The organism is Staphylococcus hsinchuensis (assembly GCF_038789205.1).
Classification (GTDB): Bacteria; Bacillota; Bacilli; order Staphylococcales; family Staphylococcaceae; genus Staphylococcus; species Staphylococcus hsinchuensis.
Genome location: NZ_CP128355.1, coordinates 1,519,929 through 1,537,962, shown reverse-complemented (window position 1 = coordinate 1,537,962; position 18,034 = coordinate 1,519,929). Strand labels below are relative to the sequence as shown.

Annotated in this window: 14 protein-coding genes and 1 pseudogene; all 15 read right to left on the bottom strand. The window is 34.6% G+C overall.

Features of this window, described 5'->3' with window-relative positions:
- Nucleotides 1-93: 93 nt before the first annotated feature.
- Nucleotides 94-363 (bottom strand): 30S ribosomal protein S15, encoded by a 270-nt coding sequence (gene rpsO / locus QQM35_RS07670; RefSeq protein WP_251516562.1) that lies wholly within the window; start codon nt 361-363, stop codon nt 94-96.
- Nucleotides 364-467: 104 nt separating this feature from the next.
- Entirely contained in the window at nt 468-1,439 is a 972-nt protein-coding gene (locus QQM35_RS07665) for a bifunctional riboflavin kinase/FAD synthetase (protein ID WP_251516559.1), read from the bottom strand.
- A gap of 13 nt (nt 1,440-1,452) precedes the next feature.
- Nucleotides 1,453-2,370 (bottom strand): tRNA pseudouridine(55) synthase TruB, encoded by a 918-nt coding sequence (gene truB / locus QQM35_RS07660; protein WP_251516555.1) that lies wholly within the window; start codon nt 2,368-2,370, stop codon nt 1,453-1,455.
- Nucleotides 2,371-2,493: 123 nt separating this feature from the next.
- Nucleotides 2,494-2,841 carry a 30S ribosome-binding factor RbfA gene (gene rbfA / locus QQM35_RS07655; RefSeq protein WP_251516553.1) on the bottom strand — a complete coding sequence of 116 codons (348 nt, stop codon included), beginning with the start codon at nt 2,839-2,841 and terminating at the stop codon, nt 2,494-2,496.
- A 408-nt stretch (nt 2,842-3,249) separates the two neighbouring features.
- Entirely contained in the window at nt 3,250-5,349 is a 2,100-nt protein-coding gene (infB, locus tag QQM35_RS07650; protein WP_342610307.1) for a translation initiation factor IF-2, read from the bottom strand.
- A 4-nt stretch (nt 5,350-5,353) separates the two neighbouring features.
- Nucleotides 5,354-5,671, bottom strand: coding sequence for a L7Ae/L30e/S12e/Gadd45 family ribosomal protein (locus tag QQM35_RS07645; RefSeq protein WP_251516549.1), 318 nt, complete (start codon nt 5,669-5,671; stop codon nt 5,354-5,356).
- Nucleotides 5,668-5,952 carry an RNase P modulator RnpM gene (rnpM, locus tag QQM35_RS07640; RefSeq protein WP_251516547.1) on the bottom strand — a complete coding sequence of 95 codons (285 nt, stop codon included), beginning with the start codon at nt 5,950-5,952 and terminating at the stop codon, nt 5,668-5,670. Before rnpM ends, QQM35_RS07645 begins: the two co-directional genes overlap by 4 nt.
- A gap of 17 nt (nt 5,953-5,969) precedes the next feature.
- A complete protein-coding gene (gene nusA, locus QQM35_RS07635; RefSeq protein WP_251516545.1) occupies nt 5,970-7,199 on the bottom strand; it encodes a transcription termination factor NusA in 1,230 nt (409 codons plus the stop codon).
- 20 nt (nt 7,200-7,219) lie between these two features.
- The gene (gene rimP / locus QQM35_RS07630) at nt 7,220-7,687 is read right to left on the bottom strand and encodes a ribosome maturation factor RimP (RefSeq protein ID WP_251516543.1); all 468 of its coding nucleotides are present in this window, start codon (nt 7,685-7,687) and stop codon (nt 7,220-7,222) included.
- A 150-nt stretch (nt 7,688-7,837) separates the two neighbouring features.
- Complete coding sequence (locus QQM35_RS07625; RefSeq protein WP_251516542.1) at nt 7,838-12,154, bottom strand: PolC-type DNA polymerase III; 4,317 nt, start codon at nt 12,152-12,154, stop codon at nt 7,838-7,840.
- Between the two features lie 249 nt (nt 12,155-12,403).
- Nucleotides 12,404-14,124 (bottom strand): annotated as a pseudogene (locus QQM35_RS07620) (proline--tRNA ligase).
- A gap of 18 nt (nt 14,125-14,142) precedes the next feature.
- Nucleotides 14,143-15,429 carry an RIP metalloprotease RseP gene (gene rseP / locus QQM35_RS07615; RefSeq protein WP_251516536.1) on the bottom strand — a complete coding sequence of 429 codons (1,287 nt, stop codon included), beginning with the start codon at nt 15,427-15,429 and terminating at the stop codon, nt 14,143-14,145.
- A 254-nt stretch (nt 15,430-15,683) separates the two neighbouring features.
- Nucleotides 15,684-16,466 carry a phosphatidate cytidylyltransferase gene (locus QQM35_RS07610; protein ID WP_251516534.1) on the bottom strand — a complete coding sequence of 261 codons (783 nt, stop codon included), beginning with the start codon at nt 16,464-16,466 and terminating at the stop codon, nt 15,684-15,686.
- 16 nt (nt 16,467-16,482) lie between these two features.
- The gene (locus tag QQM35_RS07605) at nt 16,483-17,247 is read right to left on the bottom strand and encodes an isoprenyl transferase (RefSeq protein WP_251516530.1); all 765 of its coding nucleotides are present in this window, start codon (nt 17,245-17,247) and stop codon (nt 16,483-16,485) included.
- A gap of 223 nt (nt 17,248-17,470) precedes the next feature.
- Complete coding sequence (gene frr / locus QQM35_RS07600) at nt 17,471-18,025, bottom strand: ribosome recycling factor (protein WP_251516527.1); 555 nt, start codon at nt 18,023-18,025, stop codon at nt 17,471-17,473.
- Between the last annotated feature and the right edge of the window lie 9 nt (nt 18,026-18,034).

Sequence of the window (18,034 nt, the reverse complement as noted above, 5' to 3'; positions counted from 1 at the left end):
AGTTTCAATTTAATATTTTCAAAAGGCTCATAATATAGAATTAGCCTGAGACACACGTTGATGCCTCAGGCTTAATTAAATATCCGTGTAGAATTAACGACGGATGCCTAATGATTTAATTAATTCACGGTAACGTTGAATGTCTTTCTTACGTAGGTAGTTAAGTAAATGTCTACGACGACCTACCATTTTTAATAATCCACGACGTGAATGATGGTCTTTTTTGTGAATACGTAAATGATCGTTTAATGCACTGATTTCCGCAGTTAAAACAGCTACTTGAACCTCTGGAGACCCAGTGTCTGCTTCGTGTGTACGGTATTCTTTGATTAATTCATTTTTACGTTCTTGTGAAATTGCCATAATCAATTTCCTCCTTAATTAGTTTTTACGTGCCTCAATCTGGGCAAAACGTCGGAGTCTCGAAATGCCAAGATAAAGGTCCTATATGTCATTTAAATACTGACTTAAATATTATATGATAAATCATCACCAAAATCAACCGCTAATAAATACTTTGCACGCTCTTTATCTTTATTCATTTGTTCAACAAGTGGATCAATACCATCAAATTTTATTTCTGGTCTTAAAAAATGGTGCCAGTAAACAATAACTCGTTCACCGTAAATGTTTTCATCGAAATCAAACAGGTTAACCTCGATAACGATTTGTGCTTTGGCTGGATCATGGAATGTTGGCTTAACCCCTACATTTGCTACGCCACGATACAATTTAGATTCGGGACCAATTTCCATCGTTACAGCGTATACGCCCTTTTTCGGTAACACGTAATCATCACTTGGTTCTACGTTAGCAGTAGGAAATCCAATAGTACGACCGCGTTTTTCTCCTTGAACTACTGTACCTTTAATTCGATATCTATAGCCTAGAGAGTCATTCGCGTCTTGTAATTCCCCTTCCTTAAGCGCCTTACGTATATCCGTAGTTGAAATTTTTTCAGATTCTCTTTCTTGTTTATAAACAGTCGTAGTATTAAAGTGTTCAACTTGATCGAGAATCATCATATTGCCTTTTCCATACTTTCCAAAGGTAAAATCAAAGCCAGCAACACATTCTTTAACATGGTTGTTGATGATATAATTTTCAATAAAATCTTCCACACTGACTGATGCAAATTTGGAAGAAAAATTAATAATTAAACAATAATCTATACCATACGACTCCATAATTTCTACTTTATCTTGTATCGGCGTTAAATAATCAGTACGTTTACGCTCAGGGTTCAACACTACAGAAGGGTGAGGATCAAAAGTCATGACAGCTTTCTTTAAACCAGTTTCTTCTGCTCTTTGGTTTAAAGTTTCAAAAACTTTGGCGTGGCCTCGATGCATGCCATCAAAAAAGCCAAACGCCATCGCCACATCTTCTTTAATATATTGATCTTCCTGTATTGGATGTGTGATTTCAATCACTTTCATGCTACATTCTCCTTTAATTAAATACCTTTTTCGGTTTGATTTCATTGTTTTTTTCAGGATGGGGTTCATATATCGCGTATACTTGTTTAGTTTGTTGATCCACCATGACTACATCAGTAGTAATATTGATATCAAAATCGGTTTTATTAAATTTCTGACCATGTTGGATTTTAAATTTCATTGTTTCATTATCAACGAAAATATGCGTTAACCCTTTCAAACCATATTCTATAGGAAAAAGCTTCTGATGTAATGAACCTTGCTCATGTAATCGACCTACATCTTCCAATGTTAAACTTTCATCGATTTGAAATCCCCCACTTGAAGTTCGTGTGAGCTGAGACATATGTGCAGGTAATGTTAGTGCTCGACCAATATCTGTTGCTAAAGTTCTAATATATGTACCCTTTCCACATTCTACAATGATGTCGAAATGACATAAGTTATCTTCGAAACGAAGATCAGAAGTACGTTCAATTTGATAAATGTCCACTTCTCGTTCTGGACGCTCTACTGTCTCATTATTACGAGCGTATTCGTATAGTTTTTTGCCGTTTACTTTTACTGCAGAATAATACGGAGGAATTTGCTTAATCGTCCCTTTGAATTGCTTAAGTATTTGATCTACATGGGAGGCGGTTAAATGGTTAGAGGTAACAGATTGACGTTCCAACACTTCACCTGTTTGATCTTCTGTCGTCGTACTTAACCCTAACGTCACTGTGGCACGATAGGTTTTACCCATCTCCATAATGTAGTCACTGACCTTGGTTGCTTTCCCTATACATATCGGTAGGACGCCTGCCACTTCGGGATCTAAAGTACCTGTGTGGCCTATCTTTTTTAATTTTAAAATCTTGCGTAATTTAAACACAATATCATGACTTGTAAAGCCTCTGTCTTTATATACTGGTAAAATGCCATTGTACATTGCTATGATGCCACCTATCATTTTTGTTATTTAATTAATATCTTATCATGATGACGAATGATATGACATAACGAAAAAGCCGAAACATAAAATCTCATCGTTTATGTTCCAGCTTTTAATAAATTATTGATCTTTTTTGTGTAAATCTTGGATAAGTTTTTCAATTTTATTACCGTAATCGATGGACTCATCATATTCAAAGTATAATTCCGGTACTACACGTAATCTCATACGTGAACCTAATTCTGATTTTATATAACCAGTTGCTTTTTCTAATCCTTTAAACGTATCATCAACTTGTTTCTCGTCTCCAAGGACTGTTAAATATACAGTTGCCATAGACAAATCATTCGTTACTTTAACATCAGTAATTGTGAGAAATCCAATACGTGGATCTTTAACTTTGTTATTTGCAATATCCATGATTTCTTGTTTCATTTGTTCTCCAACACGTTCTGCTCTCATATTCATTGTTATTCACCTCTTCCTTTTTCGTATCTCTTTCAAATTTCTTCTTATACACACCATACGAATTATAAGACATTGTATTTAAAGACGTCAACGATAATAGTTTTATATACATGCTATATGCGTTGTTTGAAACATTAATACAAAATATTTTCAATTTCAACACTTAGGCATTATTTTATTTCTTAAGTGTTTTGATACAATTCGAAAATGAAATAAATACAAATAAAATATACCGTCCAATTCCTAACTGTCGTATTATAGTTCTTAATTGTATTGATTCATACATTTTTTGTAACAATATTTGATTGAACGTAGCATTAATTTCATTTTTGAAAAACGAAAACCATGATTTTCAGCTAGATTGTGAAAATCATGGTTTTCAATGACTATAATTGATAAGCTACTATCTTATCTTTTAATTTCAACCATTTCAAATGCTTCAATAATGTCGCCTTCTTTAAGGTCATTGTATTTTTCAATTGTAATACCACATTCATAACCTTGAGCAACTTCTTTAGCATCATCTTTGTAACGTTTTAATGTATCAAGTTCGCCTTCGAATTGTACAATGCCATCGCGGATTACTCGAACACCAGCATTTCTTGTAATCTTACCATCAGTCACGTAACTACCAGCGATTGTACCGACTTTAGAAACTTTAAATGTTTGACGTACTTCAGCTTGTCCAATGACTTGTTCTTCATATTCTGGATCAAGCATACCTTTCATTGCCGTTTCAATTTCTTCGATTACGTTATAGATAACACGGTGTAAGCGCATATCTACACCTTCTTGTTCTGCAGCGCGTTTAGCACCTGCATCTGGACGCACATTAAATCCAATGATAATACCATTAGAAGCATTTGCTAATGTAACGTCTGATTCGTTAACTGCACCGACAGCAGTATGAATGATACGTACGTTTACACCTTCAACATCAATCTTCATTAATGAAGCGGCTAAAGCTTCTACTGAACCTTGCACGTCACCTTTAATGATAACATTAAGGTCTTTCATTTCACCTTGTTTCATTTGCTCGAATAAGTTATCTAGAGAAACATTTTTACTCTCTTGTCTTTGTTGTAAAACGTTTGTTTCACGACGTGCTTCACCGATACGACGTGCTTGTTTTTCATCTTTAAATACTACGAAACGGTCACCAGCTTGTGGTACATCATTGATACCAGTAATTTCAACCGGTGTTGATGGGCCTGCTGATTTAATACGCTGACCTAAATCATTAACCATTGCACGAATACGGCCATAAGTATTACCGACTACTAGTGAGTCACCAACATTTAATGTACCGTTTTGAACGAGTAATGACGCAGCTGGTCCACGTGATTTATCTAATTCTGCTTCTATCACTGTACCAACAGCATGTTTACTTGGATTAGCTTTTAACTCTGAAATTTCAGAAGTTAATACAATCATTTCAAGTAAATCGTCGATACCTTCACCACTTAATGCAGAAAGCGGAACAAAGATTGTGTCGCCGCCCCAATCTTCTGGGATTAAACCGTGTTCAGTAAGTTCTTGCATCACTCTGTCAGGGTTTGATGTTGGTTTATCGATTTTGTTTACTGCTACGATTGTAGGCACATCTGCTTCTTTAGCATGGTTAATCGCTTCAATTGTTTGAGGCATAACACCGTCATCGGCCGCAACAACTAAGATTGTAATATCTGTGACTTGGGCACCTCTGGCACGCATTGTTGTAAATGCTGCGTGACCTGGTGTATCAAGGAATGTGATTTTTTTGCCGTCATTTTCAATTTGGTAAGCACCGATATGTTGTGTGATACCACCTGCTTCACCGGCTGTTACTTTTGTATGGCGGATTGAATCAAGTAAAGTTGTTTTACCATGGTCAACGTGTCCCATGATAGTAACTACTGCTGGACGTTCTACTGTGTTTTCTTCATCGTCCTCGTCATCGAAATAAACTGATAAATCTTGTTCATCGACAACAACTTCTTTTTCCATTTCAACGCCATAGTCATCAACGATGAGTTCTAATGATTCTTCATCAAGAGATTGGTTAATATTAGCCATTATGCCTAGCATAAATAATTTTTTAATGATTTCAGATGAATCAACATTTAATTTTTCAGAAAGTTCACCTACTGTGATGCCTTCTTGGTACGTAATTTTAGATGGCATTTCTTTTGGTTCTTCTGACTCTTGTGGTTTATTACCTTTGTTGTTTTTATTATTCTTTTTGTTGTTCTTATTATTTTGTTTATTATTCTTTTTATTTTGATTACCTTTTTGTTTAGGTTTATTTGAATTTGCTTGTTGTTTATTTTGGTTGTTTTGTTTAGATGGTTGTTCAGATGATTTTTGTTCATTTGATTTATATTTTTTGTCTAATGCTTTAATTTGATCATCTTCTAAAGCTTGCATATGGTTAGAAACTTCAACGTCCATTTTTTTAAGTTCGTCAATAATTTCTTTACTCTTTAAATTTAATTCTTTTGCATATTCGTAAATTCTTTTTTTACTCATATAGTCACTCCTTACGATATTCATCTATCATTGATATCAGTTTCTTTGAAAAACCATCATCAGTGATTCCTATATTCACACGTTCTTCCTTGCCTAAAGCTTGGCCTAATTCTATTCTCGTTCCAAAAACACGCAAAGGTACGCCATAACTTTCACATTTATCTGTAATGGTTTTAGTTGAATTGACAGAAGCATCTGTAGCAATAATGACAAGTTTTAATTTATTCTTCTTTAAGTCATTTAATATGACGGATTGACCTGTCTTCACTTTTCTTGCACGCATTGCTAAACCTAAAAAATTTACGATTTGAAATTTGTTCATTTAGGAATCTCTTCACGATATATGAGACGTATAATTTCTTTGTAAACGGGTTCTAGCGTCTCTTGACTCGCTTTAAAATATTTTTCTAACACTTGTTTTTGTTGTGCTTCTTCTACTAATTTAACATTTTTAGAAACATATGCACCGCGACCTTGTTTTTTACCAGTAGCATCTGCAAAGATCTCGCCTTCTTTGTTGATGACTACGCGTATTAAATCTTTTTTAGGATGCATTTCGTTAGAAAGTATACATTTACGCATTGGAATTTTTTTCTTTTTCATAAAGCAATCACTCCAAATTATTTCTCAGCGTTTTCATCTTGATCAGTAGCTTCAGCTGTTTCGTGCTCTTCAGTTGTTTCAGTGTCGTCATTCGCTTGCTCTTCTGTTAATTCTGACTCATCTGATTCTGAGTGAATATCATGAGATGATGCAAATGCTTCGCTTTCGCTGTCTTCCATTTCTAACTCATCGTTAGGATAAATCCCTTCTTCACGTGCATCTGATTCTGATTTGATATCAATCTTCCAACCTGTTAATTTTGCAGCTAGTCGTGCATTTTGACCACGTTTACCAATTGCTAATGATAATTGATAATCAGGGACAACAACGATTGTTGATTGATTTTCTTCATCAACAATGACTTGTAATACTTGAGATGGGCTTAATGCATTTTTAACGAAAATCTTAGGATCATCATTCCATTGAACAATATCAATTTTTTCGCCACCAAGTTCTTCAACAACCGCTTCAACGCGTGCACCTTTTGAACCTACACAAGCACCTACTGCATCGATGTCTGGGTTATCTGCATGAACACTTATCTTAGAACGGTCTCCAGCTTCACGAGCTACAGATTTCACGATAACAGTACCATCAAATATTTCTGGTACTTCTTGTTCAAATAAACGCTTTAACAAACCAGGATGACTTCGAGACACATAGATTTGAGGTCCTTTTGTTGTTTGTTCTACTTTATTTACATAAACTTTGATTCTTTCATTCGGAATGTATTTTTCATTTGGACTTCTTTCCGCTTCTGATAATACCGCTTCTGTACGGCCTAAATTTACGTAAACATAGCGGTGGTCAACTCTATCAATTAATCCAGTCATGATGTCTTCTTCTTTATCGATAAATTCATCATAAAGAATTTCGCGTTCAGCATCACGTAAACGTTGCATAACAGCTTGTTTCGCTGCTTGAGCACCGACACGACCAAAATCACTTGGTGTAACGTCTTCTTCATAAATATCTCCTACTTCATAAGCAGGGTTACGCACTAAAGCAGTACTTAAGTCAACCTCATCACGATTGTCGAATACTTCTTCAACGACTTCTTTTCGTGCGACAACTTTGAACGTACCTTCATCCATGTTTAACTCAACACGTACGTTTCGCGCACTATCATAATTTTTCTTATAGGCAGTAATTAACGCTGCTTCAATAGCATCGATTAACACTTCTCTTGGAATTTTCTTCTCTTTTTCTAAATATTCAGTAGCTAACAATAATTCATTACTTGACACAATTAATCCTCCTAATCACGTTAAATCATAACAGCATGACGTGCTTTAGCGATTTTATTTCTTGGAATTGTAACTTTTTTCTTTTTAGATTTCTCTTTAACTTCCATCACAATTGAATCGTCTTCAACTGATTGCAGAATACCTAGCCACTCTTTTGCACCTTCAATTGGAGCATATAATGAAACATATACAGGGTTATTGACTGCATTTTGAAAATCTTTTTCCTTTTTAATAGGTCTCTCCGCACCTGGAGATGCTATATCAAGATAGTACATCTCTTGAATTGGATCTTCAGCATCCATGACTTCACTAATTTTTTCAGATGCTAAAGTACAATCATTTAAATCTACGCCGCCTTCTTTATCAATTGCTACACGTAAAAAACGATCTTTTCCTTCTTTTGTAAATTCAACATCAACCAATTCGAAATTCAATTCATCCAACACTGGTTCAATCATTGCTTCAATTTGCTCAGTTAATTTATTCATGCTGACCTCCTTTTATGGCAAATAGAAAAGAGCGGGAAAATACCCCACTCTTTCTGCCTGAGTCTAATTTTTTAAGCACGTTTATTATATCACATGTTATTGCGCTGTACAAATGCGCACACGATCTATGATAAAACATGTGCTTTTTATCTACATATCAAAAATAGAAAGTTGTGCTTTCTCAGGTAAATCTGGTAATGAACCTAGTTCATCTAAATAATCAATAACTTTTTGTGACAGACCTGCTTTTTTATTTAATTCCTCTTTTGATAAGAATGGTCCTTCGTCTCTCGCATCTACAATTCTTTGTGCAACATTTTCACCGAGACCAGGAACTGCAATAAATGGCGGAATTAACGTATCGCCTTCTATGATAAAGTCATACGCTTTACTCTTTTCTAAACTGATAGGTTGAATACGAAATCCACGTTGTGCCATTTCATTCACTAATTCAAGTACGGTTAACGTGTCTTTTTCCTTTTTAGATAAATCCATATAACGACCATACATCTCTTTCACAGTGTTACGGATACTTTCTTTATCCTTTATCATTGAAATAAGATCAAAGTCAGAAGCACGCACTGTAAAATAACTAGCATAATAATAAAGTGGATAATGCACTTTGAAATATGCAATACGTACAGCCATCAATACATATGCAGCCGCGTGGGCTTTAGGGAACATGTATTTAATCTTTCTACATGAATCGAGATACCAATCAGGAACATCATTCCCTACCATGGCTTCAACCATTTCATCAGTTAAACCTCTACCTTTACGTACGAATTCCATTGTTTTAAAGGCTAACGGTGGTTCAATTCCATTATACATAAGATATACCATAATATCGTCACGACAACATATAACGCTCGATAAGTCACAAGTGCCTGAGCGAATAAGGTCTTGGGCGTTACCTAACCATACGTCTGTACCATGTGATAACCCTGATATACGTACCAATTCAGAGAAAGAAGTTGGTTTCGTATCTTCTAACATTTGACGCACGAAACCTGTACCGAACTCAGGTACACCAAAAGTTCCAGTCTTACAAAGTATTTCATCTTCTGTAACACCTAAAGACTCTGGAGAACTGAAGATGCCCATTGTTTCTTTATCATCTACCGGTATTGTCTTTGGATCTATACCAGATAAATCTTGCAACATACGAATCATAGTAGGGTCATCGTGTCCGAGTATATCTAGTTTCAATACGTTGTCATGAATAGAATGGAAATCGAAGTGTGTCGTTTTCCATGCTGAAGATTGATCATCAGCAGGATATTGTACTGGTGTGAAATCATAAATATCCATATAATCAGGTACAACGATAATACCACCAGGGTGTTGCCCAGTAGTTCTTTTGACGCCTGTACAACCTTTAACTAATCGATCAACTTCAGCTCCACGTTTATGAATGCCTTGATCGTTGAGATAGCCTTTTACGAAACCAAATGCCGTCTTTTCAGCTACTGTACCTATCGTACCAGCTCTAAACACTTTATCTTCACCGAATAATTCTTTCGTATAATTATGAGCATGTGGTTGGTATTCACCACTAAAGTTTAAGTCGATATCAGGTACTTTATCTCCTTTGAATCCTAAGAACGTTTCGAAAGGAATATCTTGCCCTTCTTTAATTAATTCAGTACCACATGTTTCACATTTTTTATCAGGTAAATCAAAACCTGACCCGACAGAACCATCGTCAAAAAATTCACTCGTTTTACAGTGAGGACATATATAATGTGGTGGTAAAGGATTGACTTCTGTAATTTCAGTCATCGTCGCTACGAAACTCGAACCAACCGAACCACGAGAACCAACTAAATAACCATCATCTAATGATTTTTTAACCAGGCGTTGTGAAATTAAGTAAATAACTGAAAATCCATTTCCGATAATACTTTCTAATTCTTTCTCTAATCGATCGATAACGATTTGTGGTAAGTCTTCACCATATAGTGCTTTCGCATTAGAATAACTCAATTCACGAATTTCCTCGTTTGCGCCATCCATTCTAGGGGTGTAAAGTTCATCTTTAATCGGAACGACACGTTCTATACGATCTGCTAAAGCATTCGTATTTTTCACAACGACTTCATTTGCTTTTTCTTCACCTAAGAAATGGAATTCATCTAACATTTCATCTGTTGTTCTAAAATGTGCGTCAGGTAAAGTTGTACGGTTCAATGGATTACCTGGTTGAGATGCAATTAAAATCTTACGTGCAATAGCATCATGTTCATGTAAAAAATGCGCATTCCCTGTAGCAATAACTGGGATATCATTGACGCTACCCGCTTCGATTAATCGATCATAGATTTCATGTAATGTATCAGTATCACGTACGAGTTCGCGGTCAATTAAATCTTGATAAAGTGCAGGTGGTTGTATTTCTATAAAATCATAGTATTTAGCAATGCGTTCAACTTGAGATTGATCTTTTTGCATCACTGCAGTAAACACTTCACCTTCATCACATGCTGAACCTACAAGGATACCTTCACGATATTCATTCATTAATGAACGCGGTATTCTAGGCGTTCTATAATAATATTTAACTAATGAATCGCTGACGATTTTAAATAAGTTCTTCAAACCTTGTTGGTTTTGGACAATGAGATTGACATGGGTAGGACGAGCACGCTTATAAGCATCTTCATTCGAAAGTGACTGATTAATGTCTTGGTGATTGTATACTTCAAGCTCTTCTAACTGTTTAAGCATTTTGATAAAAATGTATGCTGTCGCTTCCGTATCATAAATCGCACGGTGGTGTTGCGTAAGTTCTACACCGTATTTCTTAGCTAAGAAATTTAATCCATGTTTACCAAACTCAGTGTTTATCGTACGTGATAGCTCTAACGTATCGATAACTCCATTTGTCGATTCACCAAGGCCAACACTTTCATATCCTGTATCTATAAAGCCCATATCGAAAGAAGCATTATGAGCTACGAAAATGGCATCGCCAACCCATTCCTTAAATTCTGTTAACACTTCGTCAATTTCTGGTGCATCGACTAGCATATCGTCTGTAATATGCGTTAAGTTTTTAATCGTTTCAGATAGACGTTCGTGTGGATTACTAAAGCGTTCGAATTTATCTACTATCTCACCATCTTCAACTTTAACGGCTGCGAGTTCGATAATTTTGTCGTATTGGTTGGATAAACCCGTTGTCTCGACGTCAAAAACAACATATGTTGCTGATTTCAGGTTACGGTCTTTGGGCTTATAGGCAATTGGCACGCCGTCGTCAACGAGCATACCTTCCATACCGTAAATCATTTTTATATCATTTTTTTCAGCTGCTGCATGGGCATCTGGAAATGCTTGAACAACATTATGATCCGTCACAGCTATTGCCTGGTGGCCCCATTTAGCTGCTTGCTCAACGTATGAACTGATATTCGGTATACCATCCATTTGACTCATTGAAGAATGCAAGTGAAATTCTACGCGCTTTTCTTCAGCCTTATCTTGTTTAGGATTTTTCTTTATTTCCTCAATATCAGACATCATCATCACGAGATCACGCACGAATGTATCTTCTTCAATACGTCCTTGTGCACGTACCCATTTTCCTACACTCAGTGCTTTGAAATGATCTAAGTCATCTTTATTTTTACGTGTGAACATTTTTAATACGAGTGAGTCCGTATAATCAGTAACTTTAAGTTCTACAATATGACGTCCACTTTTTAGTTCTTTAAGATTAATATCAAAAATAACACCTTCAACTGCTACTTTAAATTCTTCTTCTAAGATAGACTCAATCGGACGTACATTTTCAATTTGAATTGGTTTTCCAATCTGACATTTTGATACTGAACTTTCGTTATTATCTTGTTGTTTGGCTTTTTCAGCTTTCATTTTTTCTAATTTCTCAGTTGCTTCGCGGGCACTTTTTTGATCTTCTTCTTGAATATGTGCTTCTAGTGATGCTAAATTTTCGTCATTTTCTGTATCATCTGTTTCAAAAATAACTTGGTTAATGTCAAAACCACACTTCTTATAAGCATCTGTTAAATGACCATTACATGCTTTATCAAAATGTTGACGTTCGATATCATTTTGACAAACAACCTTTAAAACATTTCCAGACATGATTAATTTCTTTTGTTTTAACTGCCCTTTCACTTTTGGTGACAGTTGTGTTTGGTCGATACAATGACTGAAATATTTTATCGCTAGCTCATCTTGAGGTGTCGTATCACGTACAGAAATATTATAATCAACTTCCGCAATTGGACTGAACTCTTCTTTAACTGCATGGGTAAACAGTAAATAATCTTCTACTGATAAAAAATATGGAAACACAAATTGAAACAGCCATGTGCGTTTAGATGTCGACACATCTACACGTGTTAATTCGCTCTGTTCGATAAATGAGGCATCTAACTGATTTTCCATTTTAATTTGATCTACAAGTACTTTAAATTTTTCCTGATTTGTCATTGTCATGACATGAACCACCTAACTTTCAATAACACTACACTTTTTCAATATTTGTATGGGTCTCGGCTATGTATTTATACAAGTTCTATAATATTATGTTTATTTCTAAATATCTAATAGTTAAACTTAAGTTCTAATTTCGTCCACTTTTCAAAATAGTAAGAGGTTAGGACGATAGCATTGTATTCAAACTATACGGTGTTTGAATCAATTTGCAGAACTTTGTCCCAACCTCTTAAACCTGTTCAATCTAGATCACAAAATGAATTTGAATATTAAATTTGAGTATATAAATTTTAGATATAATTTACTAATTGATCCACATGAACATCTTCGCTATCACCTGTATCACGTCGTTTCACTTCCACGATACCTTCTGAAGCATTTTTTCCAACAACGATACGGATTGGTAATCCAATTAAGTCTGCGTCATTGAATTTCACACCTGCACGTTCTTTTCTATCATCATAAAGTACTTGATAACTTTCTTTAATCTGTGCATAGAGTTGGTCTGCTAATTCACGTTGATCATCTTTTTTAGGGTTAATAGTGATTAAGTGCACATCATATGGTGTCACTGATTTTGGCCAAATGATACCATTTTCGTCACTGTTTTGTTCAACAATGGCACTTAATGTTCTTGAAACCCCAATACCATAACAACCCATTAATAGTGATTGAGCTCTTCCTTGATTATCTAAAATCGTAGCATTCATTGACTCAGAATATTTTTTACCTAATTTAAAGACTTGGCCTACTTCAATACCTTCTGCAAAATGCGCTTCACCTGAACCATCTGCGAGAGGTTCACCTTCTAAAATAAATCTGAAGTCTCCAAAGGCTTCTACCTCAAAGTCTCTTCCAACATTCGCATTCAATAAGTGATATCCATCTTCATTAGCACCTACAACGATATTATTTAAGTCTTGTATATAGTTATCAGCGTATACTTTAATATCTTTGTCAAAGACTGGACCTAGTGATCCAGGTTTCGCACCTAATAAGTTCACTATTTCATCTTCAGTAGCAAATTCGATATTATCAGTTTCGAAATAACTCTTAAGTTTCACATCATTTATTTCATGGTGACCACGAATTAGGACCATAATAAATTCTCCCTCGACTTTAAACACCATTGATTTTGTCGTTTCGTCTAATGGTTTTTCTAAAAAGTCTGCTAGTGCTTGTGCTGTCTTCACGTCTGGTGTTGCTACTTTAGTTAACGATTGGATTTCATCGTGTTTTTCATTTGGACTATAAACAACTTCCGCTTTTTCGATATTCGCAGCGTAATCACTTTGCTGACTGTAAACGATGGTGTCTTCACCGATTTCACTTAATGCCATAAATTCATGTGTATGACTACCTCCAATTGCACCTGAATCAGCTACTACAGGTCGTGCATTTAATCCAACTCTACTAAATATACGTTTATACGCATCATACATTTGTTGATAAGCTTCATCCAATGACGTTTCGTCAGCATGGAACGAATAAGCATCTTTCATAATGAATTCTCTACCACGGAGTAAACCGAAGCGCGGACGTTTTTCATCTCTATATTTAGACTGGATTTGGAATAAAGTTAATGGCAGTTGTTTATACGATTTAAGTTCATCACGTACGAGTGACGTCACGACTTCTTCATGTGTTGGACCTAAAGCAAATTCACGACCATTGCGATCTTTTAAACGCATAAGTTCAGGACCATATGCATTCCAACGCCCTGATTCTTCCCAAAGTTCAGATTGTTGTAATGCCGGCATTAATATTTCTACCGCATCAATATTTTCCATTTCTTCTCTAATAATTGCTTCAATATTGTTTAACACCTTTGTAGCGAGAGGTAAATAACTGTAAATACCACTCGTGCTTTGTTTAATAAGTCCGCCTTTTAATAATAAACTGTGACTTCGCGCTTCTGCACCAGCTGGTTCTTCTTTCATAGTTGGTATAAACACTTTGGATTGTTTCATGCTTATAAATCCCCTTTCTTATAAGAAATAGCGTTGGATATCATTCCATGTTACGAGCACCATTAAAATTAAAACGAATATTGCGCCTACAGCAATAATGGCTGTCTCCGCCTTTTTGTTTAATGGCTTTCTAAATATAGCTTCATAAAATACGAATAAAATACGTCCACCATCTAATGCTGGAATTGGTAATAAGTTCATTAAACCTAAGTTAACACTTAATAATGCTGTCCAAGAAATTAAATTAATAATACCTGTTTTAACGACAGTGTCTACATTATGATAAATACCTACTGGGCCATTCAACATATTCAGTGAGAAGTGTCCCGTAAAGATACTAGCAATCATACCTACAATAGCCGTTAATACGATTTTTACTGCGAAAATCGTTCTATTAAATCCATCAACGATTGGTTTAAATAATGTATGTTCAGTTGAAGGTTGATAACCTAATAAATATTTTGTTTCTTTTTGTGTTTTTGATAATTTCACTTCTTCTTTCTTAGGTTTTACGTTAAATGTTTTTTGCTTACCGTCTCTATCAACCGTAAGTTTTACTTTATCACCTTTGCTTTTCTTAAGTGCGTTACTAATAGCGTCTTGATCATTTGTCTTTTTGTTATCTATTTTAACAATCTTATCTCCTGATTTTAATCCTGCATGTTCGGCTGGAGAGTCTTTACCTACTTTATCCACGCCATTCGTAGGAGTACCTTGGAAATAAGCTAAACCAATAAATAAAACGAGCGCTAGTAAAAAGTTAAATAACGGACCGGCAAATAGTGTTAAAAATTTCTGGAAAGGCTTTTTGTGAGTGAATTGACGATCTCTTGGGGCAATTTGAATCAAACTACCATTTTCTACATAATACGCTTTCTTAGCAATTGAATAATGATGTCTTTCTTGGTCATATGACGTGACACCTTCCACAAATAAATCATCTTTAAAATCACATGATTTCACTTCGATTGCTTCAATTTGTTGGAATTTGTGTTGATCGTCTAAAATAATATGAGTAATTTCATCTTTATCATTAACTTTGATTTTTACGTGCATACCTGGTTTGACGAGTGGTTCTTCTAAACCATCACCAGCCATACGTACGTAACCACCTACTGGTAATAAGCGAATTGTATATAATGTTTCATTCTTTCTAAAGCTAAATATTTTAGGTCCCATACCAATCGCAAACTCTGGACACATAATCCCTGCGCGTTTAGCGAAAAACATATGCCCATATTCATGCACTGATACAAGCAAACCAAAAACAATAATAAAAGCAACAATTGTTACAAGAAAACTCAATTAAATACACCTCATATTTTATATTAAACTTGGCAATTCGTTAAATTGATATATTCACCAATAAACATACCATATTTTATGTAAATATCTGTAGTTCATATATACATGAATTCATTTCAATTTACTACTAAAAGCTATCTGAAAACTCTATTTCATTTAACAAAAGGAGTTAAGAGACAAATTCAATTAATATTTAACAGTGAAATTATCCCATTAACTCCTATATAAAATCATATCTCATTGTATTGTTTATATTACATTTGTATCAATAGAATATTTAATAGTGGTAAAACGAACATAAAACTATCAAATCTATCTAATATCCCACCATGACCTGGCAATAAACGTCCTGAGTCTTTAACTCCAAAATGACGCTTGAAACCAGATTCAACGAGATCACCCAATTGACCAAACATACTTAAAATAATTGTAAAAATAATTAACAACCAAAGAGGAATATTAAAATCTACAAAAATAATCATTACCAATGGTACGGTAATACTACAAATTAGCCCACCAATAAAACCTTCAATCGTTTTATTTGGACTAATCACAGGCCACAAATTATGTTTCCCCATCAATCTACCAAAGATATAAGCACCTGTATCCGTTAACCACACTACTAGGAACGCAAACAATATGTATTGTAAACCTTCTTCACGTGTTTCATAAAAATACATGAACCCTATACCTACATAGGCAATTGACATTAAACAGAAAGCCGCATCCATAAAGCTAAATCTATTTTTCGATAGCACTGTATAACTTAACAATACAAAACTCATTCCTATAAGTCCCTTTAATTGTAAGTCACTTACCCATTCGCCTGCATGTTGAGGTAACATAATAATCAACACACCAAGTGCACTTATAATACCTGGAATAGATAAAAATTTAATCATATTCATATTTAAAAGCTCTTTTAACCCAATAAAAGCGAGTAAATATGAGAATAAAATTAAACTGATGCCTCCCTTCAATAAGAAAGGAAGAAAGACGATAAGTGCAATAATTGCCGTTAAAGTTCTAACTTTCATACTTTTCTCCTCACTATTATAATCCACCAAATCTTCTTTGGCGTGATTGATAGATTTTAATACAATCAATTAAATCATGTTTATCAAAATCTGGCCATAATTTTTCATTAAAAATAAATTCGCTATAAGATGCTTGCCAAATTAAGAAGTTACTTATACGTTGTTCTCCTGAACTTCTTATTAAAAGGTCAGGATCTGGATAATTATGCGTCATTAAATGTTCGTTGATCATATCTTCTGTTATATCATCACTAGACATTTGATTGGCAGCGAGTTTTTCGTAAATTGATTTTACACTATGTACAATTTCTGCACGTCCGCCATAATTGAGTGCAAAGATTAATTTGAGTCCCGTATTATGTTGCGTTTCTACTTTCGCTTTATTAATCGCATTTAAAGTTGAATTAGGTAAGTCTTCAAGAAATCCAATTGTTTCTACTTTTACATTATTTTCAATTAATTCTGGTAAAAATGTTTTTAAAAAATCGACCGGTAAATTCATTATGTAATTAACTTCACTCTTAGGTCGCGTCCAATTTTCCGTTGAAAATGCGTAAAGTGTTAAATATTTAATACCTAAATCACTAGCTTCACGTGTAACTTTTTTCACCGTTTGCATACCTTGATAATGCCCTTTAATACGTGGTAGCTTTCTTTGTTTTGCCCAACGGCCATTACCATCCATGATAATTGCGACATGTTGAGGTATATTATCTAAATCTAGTTCAATATTGGAGTGATCTGATTCATTTCTTTTTTGCTTTCTTGACTTTTTAAACATGGTATTTCCTCCGAATGTGGTCCTAACTGTTTATTATAAAAAGTATATAATACATTTAACTATCATTTTATCATAATAGAAATCGTGGTTGAATAAACAAATAAAAAACTGTACCAAAGTATGATTTGATACAGTTCAGACAAAAATTTGGAAATACTTTTATTCTTACATAAAGCTGAATAAATATTCGCCATATTAAACGTAAGTAAATCCGTTGACCACTTTAAACTGACATAATATCTTGCTCTTTTTCTTCTAGTAATTGATCAATTTCTTTAATTGAATCATCAGTTAGTTTTTGAACATCATCAGTTTGTGATTTTAAATCATCTTCAGTGATGTCTCCGTCTTTTTCTTGTTTCTTAAGTGTATCGTTAGCATCACGACGTACATTTCTTACTGCTACTTTCGCATTTTCACCAGTTTTTTTAACTTCTTTAACTAACTCTTTACGGCGTTCTTCTGTTAATGCCGGAACACTAATACGAATTACTTCGCCATCACTTGTAGGATTAACACCTAAGTTTGCTGCATTAATTGCTTTTTCAATTGTTTCAACGGAAGATTTGTCATATGGTGAAACGACAAGTAAACGTGCTTCTGGTACGTTAATGCTTGCTAATTGTTGAACTGGTGTTGAAGCACCGTAATAATCAACATTTACACCATTTAATAAATTAGAGTTCGCTCTTCCTGCATTAATGTTTGCTAATTCTCTTGATAAATTATCAACAGATTTTTGCATTTTTGATTTAGTATCATTCATAATGTCACTCATTGTCATACA

Bases quoted from the DNA above. Each gene is read 5' to 3' on its own strand.
- rimP (WP_251516543.1), bottom strand. From the start codon at position 7,687: ATGAATAAATTAACTGAGCAAATTGAAGCAATGATTGAACCAGTGTTG.
- truB (WP_251516555.1), bottom strand. From the start codon at position 2,370: ATGTACAATGGCATTTTACCAGTATATAAAGACAGAGGCTTTACAAGT.
- QQM35_RS07610 (WP_251516534.1), bottom strand. From the start codon at position 16,466: ATGAAAGTTAGAACTTTAACGGCAATTATTGCACTTATCGTCTTTCTT.
- QQM35_RS07645 (WP_251516549.1), bottom strand. From the start codon at position 5,671: ATGAACAAATTTCAAATCGTAAATTTTTTAGGTTTAGCAATGCGTGCA.
- rnpM (WP_251516547.1), bottom strand. From the start codon at position 5,952: ATGAAAAAGAAAAAAATTCCAATGCGTAAATGTATACTTTCTAACGAA.
- rpsO (WP_251516562.1), bottom strand. From the start codon at position 363: ATGGCAATTTCACAAGAACGTAAAAATGAATTAATCAAAGAATACCGT.
- QQM35_RS07665 (WP_251516559.1), bottom strand. From the start codon at position 1,439: ATGAAAGTGATTGAAATCACACATCCAATACAGGAAGATCAATATATT.
- QQM35_RS07605 (WP_251516530.1), bottom strand. From the start codon at position 17,247: ATGTTTAAAAAGTCAAGAAAGCAAAAAAGAAATGAATCAGATCACTCC.
- infB (WP_342610307.1), bottom strand. From the start codon at position 5,349: ATGAGTAAAAAAAGAATTTACGAATATGCAAAAGAATTAAATTTAAAG.
- QQM35_RS07625 (WP_251516542.1), bottom strand. From the start codon at position 12,154: ATGACAATGACAAATCAGGAAAAATTTAAAGTACTTGTAGATCAAATT.
- frr (WP_251516527.1), bottom strand. From the start codon at position 18,025: ATGAGTGACATTATGAATGATACTAAATCAAAAATGCAAAAATCTGTT.
- rbfA (WP_251516553.1), bottom strand. From the start codon at position 2,841: ATGAATATGAGAGCAGAACGTGTTGGAGAACAAATGAAACAAGAAATC.